Below are 19,214 nucleotides of genomic sequence, written 5' to 3' on the forward strand. Positions count from 1 at the left end.
AACGTTTCACGTGAAACCGGACCTTGCGGGTTCGGGAGATCCTATCGACCTGGCGCAGTCCGCACTGCACTGTTGGGAGCTGTATGGGCGCCTCGTTGTCAGACCTTGATAATTTCCCGCGTATTCTTGCCGTCCCTGGTGGACCCGGAAGCAGCCGTCGACCACACCGGCGTACGCGAGGTGTTGCGGCACACAACCAGCGCCGGGCCGTGCAGGCGTCCGGTAGCAGGATCGTGGTGTAGGAGTATCCGATCCGTGGACGCCGCGGTTTCACGTGGAACACGGTGCATTGGAGCCCGTCGCTGCGGGGACCGAATTGCCCTCTCGGTGGATCGAGCTCCCGAGCTCCCGAGCTCCCGAGCTCCCGCGCTCCCGCACCGCCGCGCCGCCGCGCCCGGCTCCGTCCTTCGGCGGGGCAGCTCAGACGGTCGGAGGGCGGTGAACGGATGCCGGCGTGATCCACATCGAGCGATAGCGCCGGAAACGGACATCGCCGGACGAGAACGACGAGCCGGCGTCTGCTGCGAGGGTGATCAGGTGCAGCGCGCCGGCACGAGGGTCGATGCGCCCTGGTCCTGTGAGCGCAGGCGGGAGGATCACTCTGCTGGAGAACTTCGGGTCAGTAGCCATCTCATGCTGCCGAGGGGGCGCTGTCGCCGACCGCGGGGTCGTGGCCCGTTCTCGTGAGCGGTGGCCGGTGGAATCCGGCAGCCGCCCGGTATCGACCGCGTGGGCGTGCGGGTCCTGCAGTGGCGCTCGACGGAAGGATGGACGCGGCGCCGAGCTCAGCAGGCTGCTGCGCGCAGAGTCGCAGTCCCCGGCGTCTCCCGCTGTGGTCGGCCTCCCGCGTCCACGGACTATCGTCCGTCGTCGTTTCACGTGGAACCGACGATCTCGAGGAGCTCCGCATGGGCCGCCAAGTTTTCTGCCGATGCGGCTTCAGCAGATATCGCGGTCTTCCGAGGTCGTGTTGCAACGTGATCAAACGGCTGGCGTTGAATGTGCAGATCAGGCACGCAGCTCCATGTTCGATCATCATCGGGAGCCGGTGGAGGGCGTTCTGCCCATCGGGACGCAGGGTATCGTCAGCAGCCGGACCAACCGGCCGGGTATGCCGGGGCTTGTCCCGAGGTATGCCGACGTGCGGGCGCAACGACTGCGCCCCTCTGTCCACCTCGTCGCCGCCCGGGTCCGTCGGGCTCCGCGTCGGGGCGTACGGTGGCACGCATCGACTCCCGTGTCGGTTCCACGTGAAACCACTGGAGGACTGCCGCAGGATGCGTGCTGCCGGTATTCGCGAAAGGCTCGGCAGGTAGCGAACGGAAGAGGGGGTCCCGCGCGGATGGCGAAGCCGCGGAGAGCCGGACCATGCCGTCCCCCGCGTGGGCGACAGACCCTGCGTCTCGAGCTGGTGCCCGTACAACGACGGAGGGCCCGTCGGTATCCGACGGGCCCTCCCTTTCCGCGCAGCGTCAGTTGATGAAAGCTGCGAACTCCTGCTCGAGCACCTGCTTCGGCTTCGCGCCGATCGAGGTCGCGGCGACCTCTCCGCCCTGGAAGACGTACACGGCAGGAATCGAGGTGATGCCGTACTTCGCGGCGATCGCGGGATTGTCGTCCACGTTCACCTTGACCACGTCGATCTTCTCGGCATGCTCGGCAGCGATGTCGTCGAGGATCGGAGAGAGCATACGGCACGGGCCGCACCATTCCGCCCAGAAGTCGACGATCACTGGCTTGCTGGACTGCAGGACGTCGGCGTCGAATGACGCGTCCGTCACATCCTTTGCGTTGCTCATAGCACTACTCCTTGTGGTTGGTCGATCAGAGGGTGGCGGACTCGGAGACTGCCTCGGCGGGTGGGGTGGGTACCCGGGCCGCCGTCTCCGAGAGGTCGGCGGTGTCGGCGAGGTAGTGCTCCACGTCGAGGGCGGCAACACAGCCGCTGCCCGAGGCAGTGATCGCCTGGCGGTAGGTCGGGTCGATCACGTCGCCGGCAGCGAACACGCCGGCCAGCGAGGTCTTGGACGTCCGTCCCTGGACCGCGATGGTTCCTTCACTGGTCAGTTCGAGCTGGTCCTTCACGAGGTCCACGCGCGGGTCGTTGCCGATCGCGACGAAGATGCCGGTGACCTCCACGTCGCTGGTGGTCCCATCGACGGTGTTCGCCACGCGGACACCGGTGACCTTGTCGCCGCCATGGATGCCGACCACTTCGGAGTTCCACAGGAAGTCGATCTTCTCGTGGGCGAAGGCGCGGTCCTGCATGATCTTGGAGGCCCGGAGACTGTCACGGCGGTGGATCACGGTGACGGAGCGGGCGAACTTGGTGAGGAAGAGTGCCTCCTCCATGGCCGAATCGCCACCACCGACGACGGCGATGTCCTGATCGCGGAAGAAGAAGCCGTCGCAGGTCGCGCACCAGCTCACACCGTGGCCGGAGAGCCGCTTCTCGTCGTCCAGACCGATCTCGCGGTACTCCGAGCCCGTGGAGATGATGACGGCCCGTGCCAGGAACTCCTCACCTGTGGCGATCGTCAGCTTCTTGATGTCACCCGCGAGGTCGGCCGAGACGACGTCCTCGTAGAGGATCTCGGTGCCGAAGCGACGGGCCTGCTTCTCGAACTGCTCCATGAGGTCGGGCCCCATGACACCGTCGGCGAACCCGGGGAAGTTCTCGACGTCGGTGGTGTTCATCAACTCACCGCCGGCCTTGACCGAACTGGCGATGAGGATGGGCTTCAGGTTGGCACGGGCGGTGTAGACCGCTGCCGTGTACCCGGAAGGCCCCGATCCCACGATGACGACATCATGGATCTTCGGTTCACCGGCGGGGCTTCCTGTAGTGGGCGTGTCCAACTGGACATCGATTTGCGTTGTCACGTTTCGAAAGACCTTTCTGTCTTCTCATGCGCTGATACGGCCGCATCGGGCGTATCAGCGGACACTTCCCTCAACGGATCCACGGTCGTGGATATTCCGTCGACGGGGCACTCGCGCACACACCCGATCGTCGTCCGGACGGTCGTCCGGCGGCAACTCCGGGGTCAGCCGACCCGGATCTCGGCGATCCGCAGGCCGAAGGGGTACTGGGCCTGGATATTGAAGAGTCTCGGCAGCTGGGTGAAGTTGACGATGACGTATCGACCGGTCTGCGGGCCCGCCGTACCTGCCGGAATGGGAAGAGTTACCGTCGGTGCGGTGAAGCCGCTCTGGGCGATCTGCTGCGCGCCCTCGAGGTTCGGCTGGTCGTTGACCAGCACGGAGAAGCTGCCGCCGGCACCGTTGAGCTGATCGATGGAGACCTCCGAGATCTCCGATTCCTCCTCGAGCTCGACGACCAGTGCCAGGCTGGACGCCAGGCCACCGAAGGTGTCGCTCGCATAGACCTGGTTGCCCCAGAAGGTCGCCGGATTGCCGTCGATGATCAGGGGCAGGGTGGCGTCGTTGGCAGCATCGAGAGCCTGGTTGTCGGGTACCACGCGGGTGATGCCCGATACGACCGGGACGACGGGCTCGACCACGGGCTCGGCCGAAGGCTCGGCGGTCGGAGCCGTCGTGGGTTCCTCCGTCGCCGGCGCGCTCGTCGCCTGGTCGGCACCGGTGTCGGCGAGGGTGCTTCCACCGAAGAGCGACCCCAGTTGTGTCGCGGCCAGTACGACGGCGACCACGAGGACGACACTGAGGACCACGCCGACGAGGACCCGGGTGAACTTGCGGCCACCGCCATCGTCGTCCGTCGGGTCCGGGGCGTCGACGCGGTCGATGTCGTCATGCTCGATGTCGTCATGCTCGGGGTCGTCCTGGTGCTGCGGGAAGAGTGAGGCGGCCCGCGCGGGACGCTGCGCCGCGACCGGGGGCACGGCAACCGCCGCGGCGGTACCGGCTGCGACGGCCGTTGCCGCCGTCGCGGGGACCTGACGCGACCGGTCCCCGTCGCGCGCCTGCCCGCTGTCCCCATGGCCGGGAGCGGACGCTACGACGGCGGGCGATGCTCCGCCCGGCCGACGGCTGGGCGGAGGGGGGACGAGGTGGGAGTTGGGTCGGCGCTCCGCGACGACCGGAGGAAGGTCGGAGGTCTCGTCCTGCGGCGCGTCCTCGGGATTCTGCCGTCCGAAGCGCCGCGTCAGACCGGAGAGGCGGGGCTTCCGGTGGTGCCGGGCGTCGTCGTAGTCCTCGTCGTCGTCGTGGATCTCGGGCTCCGTGGAACGGGGGCCACCGAAGATCTCCGAGCCGAGGGTGTCGGTGAAGAACGGCTCGATGTACGGCGTGTCCCGTGCCGGGGCCTCCTGCTGCACGATGAGGTCGAGCATGTCCGCGGCAGGAGCGCGATTGGTGACGAGGTAGGTGCCCGACTCGGTGATGCCGAGATCGAGGACCTGGATGTTCCCGCTCCGGTCGCCCGTCGCCAGCTCACGGGCGCTCTCGGCGACCTGGGAGGCGTTGCCGACCGATGCCACGAGGATGCTGACGGGCCGGTTGAGCACCTGGTCGACGCCGTCGAGCACGAGGTCCCGCTCAGCAGAGGCCAGCACATAGGCGGTCACCTTGTAGCGCCCGCCCAGCACCGATCCGACGTCTACTGCTTCTGGCACGTGTTCCTCCCGGCGGACCATGGCTGATTTCTACCCATGCTACCGGGCGGTCAGTCGTTTCCCGGGCTGGACGGTGGGGCGCCGCCGCGGCGGAATCTCGCGAGAAGGGGCCCCACGAAGTCGTCCAGTTCGGTGATACGGAGCAGTTTCAGCATCCCGAGGTAGACCGCCGCCATGACCAGCCCGCCGATCACGAGCACCACGACGGCGGCGAGTTTCGACTGCCAGACGAAGCCCTCGGCGTCGTACCCGCCGAATACCCAGCACAGCGCCGTCCCGGCGATGGCGGCGGTGATGCCGGCGATCGTGAGCCGCACATGGACGTCGAAGACGTGCCCGGCCCCGTACGGTCCGATGGTCCGGGTGAGGAAGACATGGCTGATCGCGACGGCGATGATGTTGCCGACCGAATAGGCGACCGCGAGCATCGGCACGATCAGCCGTGGGTCGAACATGCCCGCCGCCACGGCGAACATCACCCCTACGACGGACAGGATCAGCTGGATTTTGAGCGGGGTCTTCACGTCCTCGCTCGCGTAGAACACCCGGTTGAGGAAGAAGTTGGCGCTGAGGAACGGGGCTCCGACGGCGAGGATCGCGATGATCACACCGTTGATGGCGGCGCTCTCCGGCGATTCGCTGAACAGCATGCCGAGGGGGCCGGCGAACGTGAGCAGGCCTGCAGCGCCGAACACGGTCGCGACGCCGATGATGCGCAGCCCGTGGGAGAGGGTGGCACGGACGGTGGGCAGATCTCCGTCGGCGTGCGCCGAGGACAGCTGGTTGAACATGACGGTGGCCAGGGACAGGGCGATCACCGCGTGCGGCAACTGGTACACCATGGCGCCGAATTCCAGGTTGGTCGACCCCGCGATCTGCACCGGCGGATCCTGTGCCAGGAACCGCGGCCGGGCATCGGAGGCGATCGTGGCGACGCGCTGGTTCACGAGGTACAGGCCGTTGCCGACGAGCATGGTCACGATCGTGACGGACGCGAGTTTCCCCGTCCGGCCGAGTCCTGTCCCGCGGACGCCGAACTTCGGACGCAGCCCCAGGTTCAGGCGCTTCAGCGGGACGAACAGCACGAGCGCCTGGATGATGATGCCGAGCGTGGTTCCGCCCGCCAGGAGCAGTGTCTGCGTGGAGGTCCAGGTGTCGGGGCTGTGCAGTTCCACCTGCTCGGTCCCCATGAGCACGATGAAGACCGTCAGGAAGGCGATGGACACGATGTTGTTGACGACGGGCGCCCACATGTAGGGACCGAAGGAGCCGTTGGCATTGAGGATCTGCCCGGTCACGGCGTACATGCCGTAGAAGAAGATCTGCGGCAGGCACCAGTAGGCGAACACGGTGGTCAGGGCGAGGTTGGCGCCCGTGAAGCTCGTCGTCAGGCTCACGATGACCGGTGCCGCGAGCGTGACCAGTACCGTCAGCACGAGGAGGGCCGCTGCAGCGAGCGTGAGGAGCCGACTGACGTAGTCCGCTCCGCGGTCGGGCCGGCGGCTGGCACGGATGATCTGCGGCACCAGCACCGCATTGAACACGCCGCCCGCAAGCATCAGGTAGAGGAAGTTCGGCAGATTGTTCGCCGAGGTGAAGAGATCGGACACCTGCCCCGAAGCACCGATCGCCGTGGCGAGCAGTGCCACCCGGACGAGGCCCAGAAGGCGCGAGACGAGGGTGCCGGCCGCCATGATGGCGCTCGAGCGTGCGGTGGACCCGTTGCGGGGAGCCGAAGGATCGTCGGGGACGGGCCGGTCGGCATCCTGCAGGGGGGTCGAGGCTGTGTTGGTGTCGGACATCGCTCTCCATCGTCTCATCCGGAGGACGACGGTGTGCGCGAGCTCAGAGGTGCCCGGGCAGGACCTCACGGGCCAGATCGGCGATCCGGCGTTCGTTCGGGAAGGACAGTTTGCGTCCGAGTTCCTGCAGGGGGACCCAGGCGACGTCGACGGCCTCGTGGTCCGGGTCGTTCTCGATGGTCAGATAGCCGCCCGTGGCGATGAGCAGGAAATGGTGGACCGTCTTGTGGACCCGGTGCCCGCTGACGGTGAACCAGTAGTCGATGCTGCCGAGGGCCGAGACAATCCTGCCCTCGATGCCGGTCTCCTCGGCGATCTCCCGGACAGCCGCTTCCTCGCTGTTCTCCGCGCCTTCCGGGTGGCCCTTCGGCAGGCACCACTCGAGCCGGCCGCCGCGGTTCAGGCGGGCGATGATGGCGACGTCGAGCGTCTCCCGCGTGGTGTCCACGACGATCCCGCCGGCCGACACCTCCTCCACCGTGGGCAGCTGGTGCTGCACGGCAGGCATACCCGTGGTTCCCATTGACACTGTCAAGGGAGTGCGCTTGGGAGCACTTGGAACGGGTCGGTCCATGCAGTCCACTCTAACGATCTTTCAGGAGCCCCGATGACGGCGCGACGCGTCGCCCGCCCGTTCGTACAGCATCCGTGCGGGGCCGCACGCGGTGTGGGAATCCGGCCCCGATCTGGCACCCTTAAGGGACTATGGCGCACCTGCTGGACACTTCCACACTCACCGCACCCCTTCCTCCCGTGGTCCTCGAGGTCGGCGAACTCTTCGACGCCGCGGGGCACGAACTCTCCCTCGTCGGGGGCCCGGTGCGCGACCTGTTCCTCGGCAGGGTGTCGCCCGACCTCGACTTCACCACGGACGCCGACCCGGACCGGACCCTCGCACTCATCAAGCGCTGGGCCGATGCCTACTGGGAGATCGGCCGCGCCTTCGGCACCATCGGCCTGCGCAAGGACGGCTACCAGATCGAGATCACCACGTACCGCGCGGAGGCCTACGACCCGGCATCGCGGAACCCGACCGTCGCCTTCGGCACGAGCCTCGAGGACGACCTGGTCCGCCGCGATTTCACGATCAACGCCATGGCGCTCAGGCTGCCCTCCCTCGAACTCGTCGATCCCTTCGGTGGCGTCCGCGACCTGCACGCCGGGGTCCTGCGCACGCCGGGCACGCCGTCGTCGTCGTTCTCCGACGACCCCCTGCGCATGATGCGCGCCGCCCGTTTCGTGTCCCAGCTGGGGATGGCCGTGGCCCCTGAGGTCTCGGAGGCCCTGGTGTCCATGGCCGAGCGGATCTCGATCATCTCCGCCGAGCGGATACGCGACGAACTGGTGAAACTGCTGCAGGGAGCTGCGCCCGACGCCGGGATCGACCTGATGGTGGACAGCGGCCTCGCCGAGCACGTGCTCCCGGAGGTCGCCGCACTGCGCCTCGAGACGGACGAGCACCACCGCCACAAGGACGTCTACCAGCACTCGCTGACCGTGCTGCGCCAGGCCTGCGCCCTCGAGACGGGCGACGACGGCCCGGTACCCGCACCGGACGTCGTCCTGCGCCTCGCGGCACTCCTGCACGACATCGGGAAGCCGGCGACACGGAAGTTCGAACCAGGCGGTGCCGTGAGTTTCCGACACCACGATGCCGTGGGTGCGAAGCTCGCCGCCAGGAGGCTCAGGACGCTGCGGTTCGACAACGACACCGTCAAGGCCGTCGCGCGGCTCGTCGAACTGCACATGCGGTTCTACGGGTACGGCGAGGCCGGCTGGACCGATTCCGCCGTCCGACGGTACGTGAGCGACGCCGGCCCCCTCCTCGAGCGGCTCCACCGGCTGACCCGCTCCGACGTCACCACCCGCAACCGCCGGAAGGCCGAGCGCCTCGCCTTCGCGTACGACGACCTCGAGGCGAGGATCGCGGCGCTCGCCGAGCAGGAGGAACTCGACTCGATCCGGCCGGACCTCGACGGAGAGCAGATCATGGCGCTCCTCGGCATCCGCCCCGGCCCCGCGGTGGGGCGGGCCTACCGGTTCCTCCTCGAGGAACGGATGGAGCACGGGCCGCATGACCCCGCAGAGGCCGAGACCAAGCTCCGCCAGTGGTGGAGCGAGCAGCCCGAATCCCAGGAGAACCCATGAATCCGATGACAGGCGCGGCAGCACCCGACCTCACCCCCTCCGGGACCCCGCTCCCGAAGCTGTGGCTCCTGCGGCACGGCGAGACGGAATGGTCCCGGGACGGCCGCTACACGGGACTCACCGACCTCCCGCTGACGCAGCACGGGGAGGAGCAGGCGCTCGCCGCGCGCGAACACCTCGAGGGCGTCGGGTTCGACCTCGTGCTGACCTCGCCGCTGCAGCGCGCGGTCCGCACCGCGGAGCTCGCCGGATTCCCCGACGCCGAAGTGCTGCCGTTCGCGCACGAGTGGGACTACGGCGACAACGAGGGCAGGAACAGCGCCACGGTCCGTGCGGAGAACCCCGGATACCTCATCTGGAACGACGGCGCACCCAACGGGGAGACGCTGGACCAGGTGTCGGAGCGGGCGGACCGTGTCATCGCCCGGGTACAGGCCGGATGCGGCACCCCCGCCGACCGTGATCCCGGGGCGAAACCCGTGGAGAACGCGCTCCTCGTGGCCCACGGCCACTTCCTGCGGATCGTCGCCGCCCGGTGGCTGCAGTTCGGCGGGATCGAGGGTCGCCGCTTCGTCCTCGGCACCGCCGCGGTCTGCGCGCTCGGCTGGGACAAGCACACCCCGGCGATCGTGCACTGGAATCTCTAGCCGTCAGCCGCCACGTCGAATTCCCCTCCCCGAGAATAAATATCGATCGATCCGTGCAAAGGGCTGTACCCATGACATGGAATGGGGTAGCTTAACTGTTGTGCCATTGGGCCTTCCCAACTCGATCATCGGGAGTCGCCCCGGCCGCCCGACCGCACGTGCTATCGATGAAATGGAGGTGGAGATCGTGAATACCATGCTCACCGGAGCTTTCGCCCGTAGCGCCGATCCCGCCTTCCTCCGTACGCACTAGGAAGTCGGCGCACCGGCACCAGCCGGCAGATCCCGTGCCCCCCGTGCACGGATCCCTCATGTTTCCTTCCCCGGCGCCACCCCCGTCATTCTTCGTGGCCTTTTCCTGCCTTTTCTCATAGGAAGTTCTGTCATGCCCAATTCCCGGCTCATTCCTGCCCAATTAGCGGACGAATCGGAATCCCCGACCGCGATCCCCGATCCGGTGATTCCCGCGCGCGGTGAATTCATTCTGAGCGGATCGCTGACTCCGCTTCAGCACGACTCCGGTACCGAGGACCTGCCAGGTATACCGGTGGCTCCCATGCCCGGGTTCCACCACAGGAAGGAGGTACAACTCATGCTGAGGAGATGGAGGAACGGCCTCTCGCTGTGGGGACGGATCCTGTCGTCACCGTCGCACGGCTCCCGTGAGGCCCGTGACCGGCTTCTGCTGCCCTCCCACTCGATGTACATCAGGTGACGGCCATCCGGATCCCACCGATGCGCCACGGCCCGACACCGGGCCGACGACGATCGGCCCCTCGGTCGAGCCACCCTGCGAAGCCCGCGCCTCCCGCGCGGGCTTCGCTGTCGTGGCACGGTACCTGCCGGTGCCTACTCCGTTGACGCAGGCACCCACCGGAATGTAGTGCGCGGACGACGCGTTATATGGTCGACAGGGTCGTTCGACCGGCGCTGCCCCAGCCGGTCGGAGAGGAGAGCATGTGTTCGGCGTCAGGCGCGTAGCCATGCTGTCCCTGCACACCTCGCCGCTCGAACAACCCGGTGCGGGCGACGCGGGCGGGATGAACGTCTACGTCCGCAGTACGGCACTCGAACTCGCCAGGGTGGGCATCGACGTCGAGATCTTCACGCGGGACGCGGGAGAGGGCCGGCCCGACCGCGAAGCCCTCGACGACGGCGTCGTGGTCCACCACCTCGAAGCCGGTCCCCGCCGACGCCTCCCGAAGGAGACCCTCCCCGGCCTCACGGGGACCTTCGCCGATGCCTTCACCGATGTCGCCGATCTCCTCGCGGACGGCCACTTCGACGTCCTGCACTCGCACTACTGGGTGTCGGGTGCCGTGGGCCTCACCCTCAGCCGTGAGATGAACCTCCCGCTCGTGCACTCGATGCACACCATGGCGAAGGTGAAGAACCTGCGCATGAAGTCCCTCGTCACCCCGGAGCCGGCGGACCGGGTCGCCGGTGAACAGGACATCGTCGCCGGGGCGGCGCGCCTCATCGCGAATACCACCACCGAGGCCTCCGAACTCGTCTCCTTGTACGGCGCGGCGCGGGACCGGATCGACGTCGTGGCGCCCGGCGTGGACCTCACGACCTTCCACCCCGGGAACCGGGACGCCGCACGTACCGGGCTCGCTGTCCCGCCGGGGCAGTTCCACGTGGTGTTCGCGGGCAGGATCCAAAAGCTCAAGGGTCCGCAGGTGCTGGTCGCGGCGGCCGCCGAACTCCGCCGTCGCAGGCCGGACATCCCGCTCGCCGTCAGCATCCTCGGCTCGGGCAGCGGCTCCGAGGCGCTCAGGCTCCAGCCCGTCATCGACGCAGCCGGCCTGACCCACGACGTCCGGCTGTACCCGCCGGTCACGGCCACGCACCTCGCGCAGTGGTTCCGCTCGGCCGACGCCGTCGTCATGCCGTCCTTCAGCGAATCCTTCGGTCTGGTCGCGCTCGAGGCTCAGGCCTGCGGTACCCCCGTCGTCGCCGCGAACGTGGGCGGCCTGCCCCAGGCCATCAGCGACGGACGCAGCGGACTCCTCGTCAACGGCCACTCCGCCCATCACTGGGCGGACGCCCTCGAACGGCTCCACGACGACGTCCGGCTCCGGGAGACGCTCGGACGCGGCGCAGCGACGCATGCGCTCGCGTTCGGCTGGCAGCGCACCGCCCTGCTGACGGCGCAGAGCTATCGGACGGCCGTCGACCGTTTCTCCCCGGCGGGCGCGCGCTGAGGCCGTTCGTCCGCGCCCCTAGGATGGGAGGGTGAATGCCGCCGAGCTTGCCGACTACCTCGACTCCGTCCGCATCACCGGCCAGGTGGCCACCTCCCGGCAGGACAACCTGAAACACATGCGCCTGTTCCTCGAGGGCAACGAACACCTCGGGTTCGGGGTGGAGCTCACGCGCGCATGGACGTTCGACGACGTCTTCGACCTCATGCACGAGCGCGTGGGCACCAGCCCCGACCGCGGCCACATCGAAGGTCAGGACACCATCGACGCGGCGAGATGCGTGGCCGCCCTCGACCGCTTCGCCGACCGCCTGGGCGCTTCGGTGCGCCGTCGCGAGCGCATCCTCTTCGCCACGGGCCACCCCGCGGGCCTGCTGCCCGTGCATGCGGCCTTCGCCCGGGCGGCGGCCGCTGCGGGGGCGGAGGTCGTGCAGGTCCCCGAGGGGCGGCACTTCGGGGCCGGCGACATCCGCCAGGTCTTCGGGGTCCTCGTGTGGCACCAGCACGGCGGCCTGATGCATACGCATTTCCCCGACCCCATGCGGCTGAGCCTCGACACCCTCACCGGGCACGGCCTCGCGCTGCCCGACCTGGTGGTCGCCGACCACGGGTGGGCGGGACACGCCGCCAGCACGGGCCTGCCCACGCTCGGATTCGCGGACTGCAACGACCCCGGAATGTTCGTCTCCGAGGCCCAGGGCCAGGTGGAGGTGGCCGTCCCGCTCGACGACAACGTCTGCCCCGGGCTGTACGCGCCGCTGATCGCGTACGTTCTCGAGCGCGCGGGACTGCCCGCGACCTGACCCGGCTCCGCTGGTAAATTGGGCGCATGAGCGATCTTGAGATTGCCCGCGCCGCCGCGGTCAGGCCCATCGAGGACATAGCCGATGCGGCGGGGATCCCGCGGGAGGCGCTCGAGTTCCACGGCCGCTTCAAGGCGAAGATCGATCCCCGCCTCCTGCCCGACGCCGGCGGGACCCGGGGCAGGGTGGTCCTCGTCAGCGCCATGAGCCCCACGCCCGCCGGTGAGGGCAAGTCCACGTGCACCGTGGGCCTCGCCGATTCCCTCGCCCGGGCGGGACAGCGTGTCATGATCGCCCTCCGCGAGCCGTCCCTCGGGCCCGTCCTCGGCATGAAGGGCGGCGCGACGGGCGGCGGGTACTCGCAGGTGCTGCCCATGGACGAGATCAACCTGCACTTCACGGGCGATTTCCACGCCATCACCTCGGCGAACAACGCCCTCGCCGCCCTCATCGACAACCACATCCACCAGGGCAACGAGCTCGGTATCGACCCGCGGCGGATCACGTTCAAGCGCGTCCTGGACGTCAACGACCGTGCGCTGCGCGAGGTGGTGATCGGCCTCGGCGGTCCCGCCCAGGGCACGCCCCGCCAGGACGGTTTCGACATCACCGTGGCCTCCGAGATCATGGCCGTGTTCTGCCTCGCGACGGACCTCCCGGACCTGAAACGGCGGCTCGCGGACATCACCTTCGGGTACACCTTCGACCGCAGGCCGTTGACGGTCCGGGACCTCCAGGTCGAGGGAGCCCTGACGCTGCTGCTCAGGGATGCCCTCAAGCCGAACCTCGTGCAGACCATCGCCGGGACGCCCGCCCTCGTGCACGGCGGACCCTTCGCGAACATCGCCCATGGCTGCAACTCCGTCATCGCGACGCAGACCGCCCGGCGCCTCGCGGACATCGTGGTGACGGAAGCGGGCTTCGGTGCGGACCTCGGCGCGGAGAAGTTCATGGACATCAAGGCGCGGGCCGCCGATGTGGCGCCGGACGCCGTCGTCATCGTCGCCACGATCCGGGCGCTGAAGATGCACGGCGGTGTTGCGAAGGCGGATCTGGCGCACGAGAACCTCGACGCCCTCCGCGAGGGGACGGCCAACCTCCTCCGCCACGTGCGGAACACCGAGAAGTTCGGCGCCTCGCCCGTCGTCGCCATCAACAGGTTCGCCACGGACTCGCCCGAAGAACTCGACTGGCTGCTGGCGTGGTGCTCGGGTGAGGGCATCGCCGCCGCTGTCGCCGACGTCTGGGCCCAGGGGGGCGGCGGACCCGGTGGCGACGACCTCGCCGCCAAGGTCCTCGCGGCCCTGGAGCGGCCCGTCACGTTCAGGCACCTCTACGCCCTCGACCTCCCCGTCGAGGACAAGATCCGCATCATCGTCCAGGAGATCTACGGTGCCGACGGCGTCGACTTCTCCGTGCCGGCCCTGCGCCGGCTCCGTGAGATCGAGGCGAACGGCTGGTCGGGGCTCCCCGTGTGCATGGCGAAGACCCAGTACTCCTTCTCCGACGACCCCGGCCTGCTCGGTGCTCCCAAGGGCTTCACCGTGCACGTCAGGGACCTCATCCCGAAGACCGGGGCGGGCTTCATCGTCGCCCTCACGGGGTCGGTGATGACGATGCCCGGACTGCCGAAGGAGCCCGCAGCCCTGCGCATGGACGTGGACGGCGACGGGAACGCTGTCGGCCTGACCTAGGCTCCCACGTCGGTCCGCCTCCCGGATCGCGGGCGGGAGTCGCGGGGCCGGACCGTGAGGTACACGGCGGCGACGGTGGCGGCGACGAGTGCACCGGCGGCCCAGGCGGTGCCCGGGTCGCCGGCGAGCAGCCTCGGGATGGCGCGGGAGGGAACCGTCGCCGCGAAGAGGAAGGCGATGAGCAGCCCGAGGTAGCTGCCCGCCATGTTCATCGCGTGTGCCCGGATGTCCCGCCTCACGGCACTGACGATCCCGAGGCTGACCGTGACGATGGTGAGCACCGACAGGCCGTGGAGCCAGCTGTAGTGGCCGTCGCTCACGATCCAGAAGCTGCTGGCGCAGACGTAGTACATCGACGCCGTCCAGGTGTAGCCGAGGAGGTGGTGTGTCCGGTCACGGCGGCGCCGCAGGATGTTGATCGGACCGACGACGAGTGCGTACAGCGCTGCGACCACGTGTGTCACGAGGAGCGGGTTCCAGTCCATGCCCCGAGGATAGTTGTACTATCCGATGTTGGATATCCGGATAGTACCGTCCGGGTCCACTATCCGGGTCGAGACCCTCGAGAAGGAGGACCGTCCATGCGGCTCGCCGAGCTCAGCGAGGTTTCGGGGACGAGCCCCGCGAGCATCAAGTTCTACCTGCGCGCCGGGCTCCTGCAGCCCGGCACTCCGATCAATCCGACGAGGGCCGACTACACGGAGGAGCACGTGCGGCGGCTGCGCCTGATCCGGGGGCTGCGGTCCACGGTCGGGATGGGCCTCGAGGACATCCGCCGCATCCTCGACGCCTCGACGGGTGTGGAGGACTCCGCGCCACGGAGGCTCGCCCTGCTCGCGACGGTGCAGTCGGTGGTCCTCCGGCTCGACGGCGCCGCCGCCGCCTCTGCGGCGGGCGACGCGCTCGTGCGGGCGATGGCCTGGCCGGACGAGGACAGCGAGGCACGCTCGGCGGTCGACCATCACCTCGCGGTCATGGACGCGGCCGGCGTCGGGGTGCGCCCGGACGTCCTGGAGGCCTACGGGCGGGCCGCGGATACGATCGCCGGCGCCCAGCTCGCCGCGACGGAGCTGCAGGACACCGTGGAGGACTTCATCCTGACGGCGGCCGTCGGCATGCACCTGCACAACCAGCTCGTCCTGAAAGTCGTCGCCCTCGCCCAGGCCAGCCACTCCATCAGGCGCTACGGCGCCGCAGGTCCACCGGACGCGACAGGGCCGGGACGGCCGTAGCGCGTCCCGGCCCCGATGCGGAGGTCCCGGCGGTCGACCGCCTCTAGCGCTCGATCTCGCCGCGGATGAAGGCCTCGACCTTCTCGTGGGCGATGTCGTCCGCGTACTGCTCCGGCGGGGACTTCATGAAGTAGCTGGAGGCGGAGAGGATGGGGCCGCCGATACCGCGGTCCAGGGCGATCTTCGCTGCCCGGATGGCATCGATGATGACACCGGCCGAGTTCGGGGAGTCCCAGACCTCCAGCTTGTACTCGAGCGAGACGGGGGCGTCGCCGAAGTTGCGGCCCTCGAGGCGCACGAACGCCCACTTGCGGTCGTCGAGCCAGGCGACGTAGTCCGACGGGCCGATGTGGACGTCGTCGGCACGCAGTTCGGCCTTGACGTTGGACGTCACGGCCTGTGTCTTGGAGATCTTCTTCGACTCGAGACGGTCGCGCTCCAGCATGTTCTTGAAGTCCATGTTGCCGCCGACATTCAGCTGGTACGTGCGATCGAGCGTGACGCCGCGGTCCTCGAAGAGCTTCGCCATCACGCGGTGCGTGATCGTGGCACCGATCTGGCTCTTGATGTCGTCGCCGACGATCGGCACGCCGGCCTCGGTGAACTTGTCCGCCCACTCCTTGGTCCCGGCGATGAAGACGGGCAGGGCGTTGACGAAGGCCACGCCGGCATCGATGGCGCACTGTGCGTAGTACTTGGCGGCGTGCTCGGACCCGACGGGCAGGTAGCAGACCAGCACGTCGGCCTTCGAGTCCCTGAGCTGCGCGACGATGTCGACGGGCTCCTCATCGGATTCGACGATGGTCTCGCGGTAGTACTTGCCCAGACCGTCCAGCGTGTGGCCGCGCTGCACGATGACACCGGTGGGCGGCACGTCGGCAATCTTGATGGTGTTGTTCTCGCTGGCGCCGATGGCCTCGGCGAGGTCGTGGCCCACCTTCTTGCCGTCGACGTCGAACGCCGCGACGAACTCGACGTCCCCCACGTGGTACTTGCCGAACTCGACATGCATCAGGCCGGGAATGGCGCCCGATGCGTCCGCGTCCCGGTAGTAGTGCACACCCTGCACCAGCGACGCGGCGCAGTTGCCGACTCCAATGATTGCCACGCGAATGGGGTTCTGTCCCACAGTTCTCCTCGAAAGCCAGTCGAATATGCCCCGCCCGTCATCGCTCCAGCGCGGTGGGCAGGAAATGCCAGTCTACGTTCCGTTTCCAACCACGCGGTCGGCACTCCCATTCCCGCAGCCTCCGCCGGCCCGCGCCCTGCGGCCCGGAATCACCCGTCGACGGACCCGAGACGGCTAGGCTCGGAGGATGACGTCGGGTGCGGGACCACGCGGACCGTACCGCATCAGCATCCCGAGCCGGTCGGATCCGCTGCTCCGGCCGCTCGTCGACGGGGCGGGTGGACCCCTGGGCCGGCATGCGGACCCGGGGCGCGTCGCGCCGGACTGGTTCACCGTCGAGCGGGTGCTCATCCTCCTCACGGTCGCCTCCGCAGTCCTCGCCGTGATCACCAAGAATCCCTGCCGCGTGACGGGGTGGGCCTCACCGGACTACTTCTACCGTGCGTGCTATTCGGACTGGACCGAGCTCTACCAGAGCCGGGGCCTGGGCGAGGGGATCCGTCCGTTCATCACGCCCGGCGCCCTGTTCGAGTACCCGGTCCTCCTCGGCCTGATCGCCTCCGCCACCGCGTTCCTCGTGGACGTCGCGGCCGGCGATGCCGCCGCGGGGACGAAGTCGCTGCTGTACTTCGACGTGAACGCCGTGCTCGTCGCCGCCGTGTGGATCCTGACCGTCCTCGCGACCCTCCGCCTCGCCGGCCGGCGTCCGTGGGACGCGGCGATCGTGGCCACCGCCCCGGTGATCATCCTGTCCGGCACCATCAACTGGGACCTGTGGGCGGTCCTGCTCGCGACGGCGGGGATGCTCGCCTTCGCCCGCGACCGGCCGGTGCTCGCCGGCATCCTGTGGGGACTCGGCACGGCACTGAAGCTCTACCCGGTCCTCCTCCTCGGGGCCGTGCTGGTCCTGGCCGTCCGGACAGGACGGTACCGGCCCTGCATCGCCGCTTCCGCGGGCCTGGCGGCGGCATGGCTCGCGGTGAACATCCCCTTCATGCTCCGTGACCCGGACAGCTGGGGCTATTTCCTCACGTTCTCCGAGACCCGCGACGCCGGGTTCTCCTCCGGCTGGTACGTGTACAACGCCCTGGCGCGCCAGGCCGCCGGCACCGTGATCCCGGCGCCCGCCATCAACGCGGGGGCCGCGGTCCTCTTCGCCCTCGCCTGCCTGGGCATCGCCGTCCTCGCGCTGCGCGCACGGCGGCGCCCCCGCCTGGTGCAGCTCGCACTCCTGATCGTCGCCGCCTTCATCCTGTGCAACAAGGTCTACTCGCCGCAGTACGCCCTCTGGCTCGTGCCCCTGATCGCGCTCGCCGTCCCGCGGTGGCACGTGGTCCTGACCTGGCAGCTCGTCGAGGTGCTGCACTGGTGGGCCGTCTGGCTCTACCTGGGCGGCCGGACGAGCGGCGGCGCCGCCGAGCACAACCTCGGGCTCGGCATGTACGCGTGGGCGGTTGTCGGTCATATTCTTGCTACTGCATACGTTATGGGAGTGGTGGTGCGGGAGATCCTCGATCCGCGGCTCGATGCCGTGCGACGCATCGGCATCGACGATCCGCAGGGAGGCGCCTTCGACCACGCGGCGGACCGGGTCACCCTCCGCCTCCGGACCCGACCCCGTCCGGAAGTGACAGGGTCGGCGCCCGGACGGAGCCGCAGGGGACCGGGACCCGCTGCTCCGCTAGGGTTGCAGGACGGCGCGGGCACTCCACCCGGTCCGCCGGACGGAGCCGATGCGCTGCGGGGAGCAGCCCCGGGCCCCCCGAACCGTCACGACCGAGACCGACCAGCGGAAGATCATCAGTGAGCGCAGCACCCCTGACCTACACCCCCCTCGATCCCGACGCCTTCGAGGAGCTGGCCGCAGCGCACCCCGACGTCGTGATCCCCATCGAGCAGACGCCGCACTGGGTCGACTTCGAGCGGGCCCTCGGACGCACGCCGCTGGGGATCTGGGCCTACTTCGACGCCGCCGGGACCCTCGTCGCGACCGCGAGCTTCGTGCAGGTGGTGCGCCGGCTCAGGGAGTCCGTGGTCGTCGTCAACGGCCCGGTGTGGTTCTCCGAGCGCACACCCGCAGCCGAACGCCTGCTGATGGAGGCCGTGCGCGGGCAGTTCCGGGAGCACCCCGCGGTCGACCCGCTGTACGCGCGGATGCAGGTCGCGACCCTCCAGGCGCCGGCCACCGGTCCGATCGAGCACGGGTGGTACGAGCGGGAGATCGTGGTCGACCTGACGCCGAGCGAGGCTGATCTGCTCAGGGGCTTCCGCCCGAATGCGCGCAACAGCATCCGCCGCGCGCGGCGCAACGGCGTCGAGGTGAGACATATTCCTCGAGTCGAATGGAAGAGTGTGTTCGCTGAGCAGCTGTTCCCGATCATGCAGGAGACCGCGGCACGCGACGGCTTCCAGGCTTTCGACGCCTCCTACTACGAGACCCTGCTGACCGTGCTGGGTGATCACCTGCGGCTCCTCGTGGCCTACCGCGACGGCGTGGCGCTCAGCTGGCTCATCACCACCGAGTACCGGGGCTACTCCGTGTACTACTTCGCAGGCAGCACGCTCGAGGCCCGTTCCACCTTCGCGCCGTACCTGCTCCTGTGGGAGGCGTTCCGCGTGCTGAAGGCAGCGGGCAACACGGCGTGCGGGCTGACCGGCATCGCGAGCGAGAACTACCCGGGTCTCGCGAACGTCACGACCTTCAAGCGGAACTTCTCGAAGAACGTGGTGGTTGTTCCCACCACCTACGACATCCCGCTCGATCCCTTGCGCTACACCGCCGTTGCGTCGCTGCTCGCAGCCCGCCGCACGGGTCCTGCGGCGGTCAGGGCCGCTGCACGGCGCGTGACGGGTCTCGCCCGGCGGGTGGGGAGCAGGCCGGGCGCCGTCGGCGCGTCCGCAGGGCACAGCTAGCAGCGCCCCGCGGGGACGGACCCCGAAGGGCAGGAGAGGAAGCCT

Annotated in this window: 15 protein-coding genes; 8 read left to right on the plus strand and 7 right to left on the minus strand. The window is 68.8% G+C overall.

Annotated elements, in window-relative coordinates:
* Positions 1–1,472 precede the first annotated feature (1,472 nt).
* The 5 genes from trxA to CXQ97_RS12610 form a co-directional block, all read right to left on the minus strand.
* Complete coding sequence (gene trxA / locus CXQ97_RS12590; protein ID WP_104181203.1) at positions 1,473–1,799, minus strand: thioredoxin; 327 nt, start codon at positions 1,797–1,799, stop codon at positions 1,473–1,475.
* A gap of 25 nt (positions 1,800–1,824) precedes the next feature.
* A complete protein-coding gene (trxB, locus tag CXQ97_RS12595; RefSeq protein ID WP_181035068.1) occupies positions 1,825–2,817 on the minus strand; it encodes a thioredoxin-disulfide reductase in 993 nt (330 codons plus the stop codon).
* A gap of 230 nt (positions 2,818–3,047) precedes the next feature.
* On the minus strand, positions 3,048–4,595 hold the full coding sequence (locus tag CXQ97_RS12600) for an ABC transporter substrate-binding protein (RefSeq protein WP_146069640.1): 1,548 nt from the start codon (positions 4,593–4,595) through the stop codon (positions 3,048–3,050).
* 50 nt (positions 4,596–4,645) lie between these two features.
* Positions 4,646–6,397, minus strand: a complete 1,752-nt coding sequence (gene murJ, locus CXQ97_RS12605) for a murein biosynthesis integral membrane protein MurJ (RefSeq protein WP_104181206.1) — start codon at positions 6,395–6,397, stop codon at positions 4,646–4,648.
* Between the two features lie 43 nt (positions 6,398–6,440).
* Positions 6,441–6,920 carry an NUDIX hydrolase gene (locus CXQ97_RS12610; protein ID WP_258062542.1) on the minus strand — a complete coding sequence of 160 codons (480 nt, stop codon included), beginning with the start codon at positions 6,918–6,920 and terminating at the stop codon, positions 6,441–6,443.
* Positions 6,921–7,102: 182 nt separating this feature from the next.
* Between CXQ97_RS12610 and CXQ97_RS12615 the strand changes: the two genes are divergently transcribed.
* The 5 genes from CXQ97_RS12615 (at position 7,103) to CXQ97_RS12640 (ending at position 13,895) form a co-directional block, all read left to right on the plus strand.
* Positions 7,103–8,545: a CCA tRNA nucleotidyltransferase gene (locus tag CXQ97_RS12615; RefSeq protein ID WP_104181208.1), complete on the plus strand. Its 1,443-nt coding sequence runs from the start codon at positions 7,103–7,105 to the stop codon at positions 8,543–8,545.
* Positions 8,542–9,192 carry a histidine phosphatase family protein gene (locus tag CXQ97_RS12620; protein ID WP_258062543.1) on the plus strand — a complete coding sequence of 217 codons (651 nt, stop codon included), beginning with the start codon at positions 8,542–8,544 and terminating at the stop codon, positions 9,190–9,192. The genes CXQ97_RS12615 and CXQ97_RS12620 overlap by 4 nt, the downstream gene beginning before the upstream one ends.
* Positions 9,193–10,151: 959 nt before the next feature.
* Positions 10,152–11,399 (plus strand): D-inositol-3-phosphate glycosyltransferase, encoded by a 1,248-nt coding sequence (mshA, locus tag CXQ97_RS12630; RefSeq protein ID WP_104181210.1) that lies wholly within the window; start codon positions 10,152–10,154, stop codon positions 11,397–11,399.
* A gap of 31 nt (positions 11,400–11,430) precedes the next feature.
* Entirely contained in the window at positions 11,431–12,201 is a 771-nt protein-coding gene (locus CXQ97_RS12635; RefSeq protein ID WP_104181211.1) for a phosphatase, read from the plus strand.
* Between the two features lie 26 nt (positions 12,202–12,227).
* Complete coding sequence (locus tag CXQ97_RS12640) at positions 12,228–13,895, plus strand: formate--tetrahydrofolate ligase (RefSeq protein WP_104181212.1); 1,668 nt, start codon at positions 12,228–12,230, stop codon at positions 13,893–13,895.
* On the opposite strand, the gene CXQ97_RS12645 is transcribed toward CXQ97_RS12640, so the two are convergent.
* Entirely contained in the window at positions 13,892–14,380 is a 489-nt protein-coding gene (locus CXQ97_RS12645) for a DUF2306 domain-containing protein (RefSeq protein WP_104181213.1), read from the minus strand. The genes CXQ97_RS12640 and CXQ97_RS12645 overlap by 4 nt on opposite strands.
* A 96-nt stretch (positions 14,381–14,476) precedes the next feature.
* On the opposite strand from CXQ97_RS12645, the gene CXQ97_RS12650 reads away from it, so the two are divergent.
* On the plus strand, positions 14,477–15,127 hold the full coding sequence (locus CXQ97_RS12650; protein ID WP_104181214.1) for a MerR family transcriptional regulator: 651 nt from the start codon (positions 14,477–14,479) through the stop codon (positions 15,125–15,127).
* Positions 15,128–15,170: 43 nt separating this feature from the next.
* Here CXQ97_RS12650 and CXQ97_RS12655 read toward each other — a convergent pair whose 3' ends face one another.
* The gene (locus CXQ97_RS12655) at positions 15,171–16,256 is read right to left on the minus strand and encodes an inositol-3-phosphate synthase (protein WP_104181215.1); all 1,086 of its coding nucleotides are present in this window, start codon (positions 16,254–16,256) and stop codon (positions 15,171–15,173) included.
* A 187-nt stretch (positions 16,257–16,443) separates the two neighbouring features.
* Between CXQ97_RS12655 and CXQ97_RS12660 the strand changes: the two genes are divergently transcribed.
* Positions 16,444–18,063 carry a glycosyltransferase family 87 protein gene (locus tag CXQ97_RS12660; RefSeq protein WP_104181216.1) on the plus strand — a complete coding sequence of 540 codons (1,620 nt, stop codon included), beginning with the start codon at positions 16,444–16,446 and terminating at the stop codon, positions 18,061–18,063.
* Entirely contained in the window at positions 18,060–19,169 is a 1,110-nt protein-coding gene (locus CXQ97_RS12665) for a peptidoglycan bridge formation glycyltransferase FemA/FemB family protein (protein WP_104181217.1), read from the plus strand. The genes CXQ97_RS12660 and CXQ97_RS12665 overlap by 4 nt, the downstream gene beginning before the upstream one ends.
* Positions 19,170–19,214 lie beyond the last annotated feature (45 nt).

The sequence above is a fragment of the Arthrobacter sp. B0490 genome (genome assembly GCF_002929355.1).
Taxonomy (GTDB): Bacteria; Actinomycetota; Actinomycetes; order Actinomycetales; family Micrococcaceae; genus Arthrobacter_D.

What these genes read in the sequence shown, in the direction of transcription:
- CXQ97_RS12645 (WP_104181213.1), bottom strand. Translation starts at nt 14,380, where the DNA reads ATGGACTGGAACCCGCTCCTCGTGACACACGTGGTCGCAGCGCTGTAC.
- CXQ97_RS12650 (WP_104181214.1), top strand. Translation starts at nt 14,477, where the DNA reads ATGCGGCTCGCCGAGCTCAGCGAGGTTTCGGGGACGAGCCCCGCGAGC.
- murJ (WP_104181206.1), bottom strand. Translation starts at nt 6,397, where the DNA reads ATGTCCGACACCAACACAGCCTCGACCCCCCTGCAGGATGCCGACCGG.
- CXQ97_RS12620 (WP_258062543.1), top strand. Translation starts at nt 8,542, where the DNA reads ATGAATCCGATGACAGGCGCGGCAGCACCCGACCTCACCCCCTCCGGG.
- CXQ97_RS12660 (WP_104181216.1), top strand. Translation starts at nt 16,444, where the DNA reads ATGACGTCGGGTGCGGGACCACGCGGACCGTACCGCATCAGCATCCCG.
- CXQ97_RS12610 (WP_258062542.1), bottom strand. Translation starts at nt 6,920, where the DNA reads ATGGGAACCACGGGTATGCCTGCCGTGCAGCACCAGCTGCCCACGGTG.
- CXQ97_RS12640 (WP_104181212.1), top strand. Translation starts at nt 12,228, where the DNA reads ATGAGCGATCTTGAGATTGCCCGCGCCGCCGCGGTCAGGCCCATCGAG.
- trxA (WP_104181203.1), bottom strand. Translation starts at nt 1,799, where the DNA reads ATGAGCAACGCAAAGGATGTGACGGACGCGTCATTCGACGCCGACGTC.
- CXQ97_RS12615 (WP_104181208.1), top strand. Translation starts at nt 7,103, where the DNA reads ATGGCGCACCTGCTGGACACTTCCACACTCACCGCACCCCTTCCTCCC.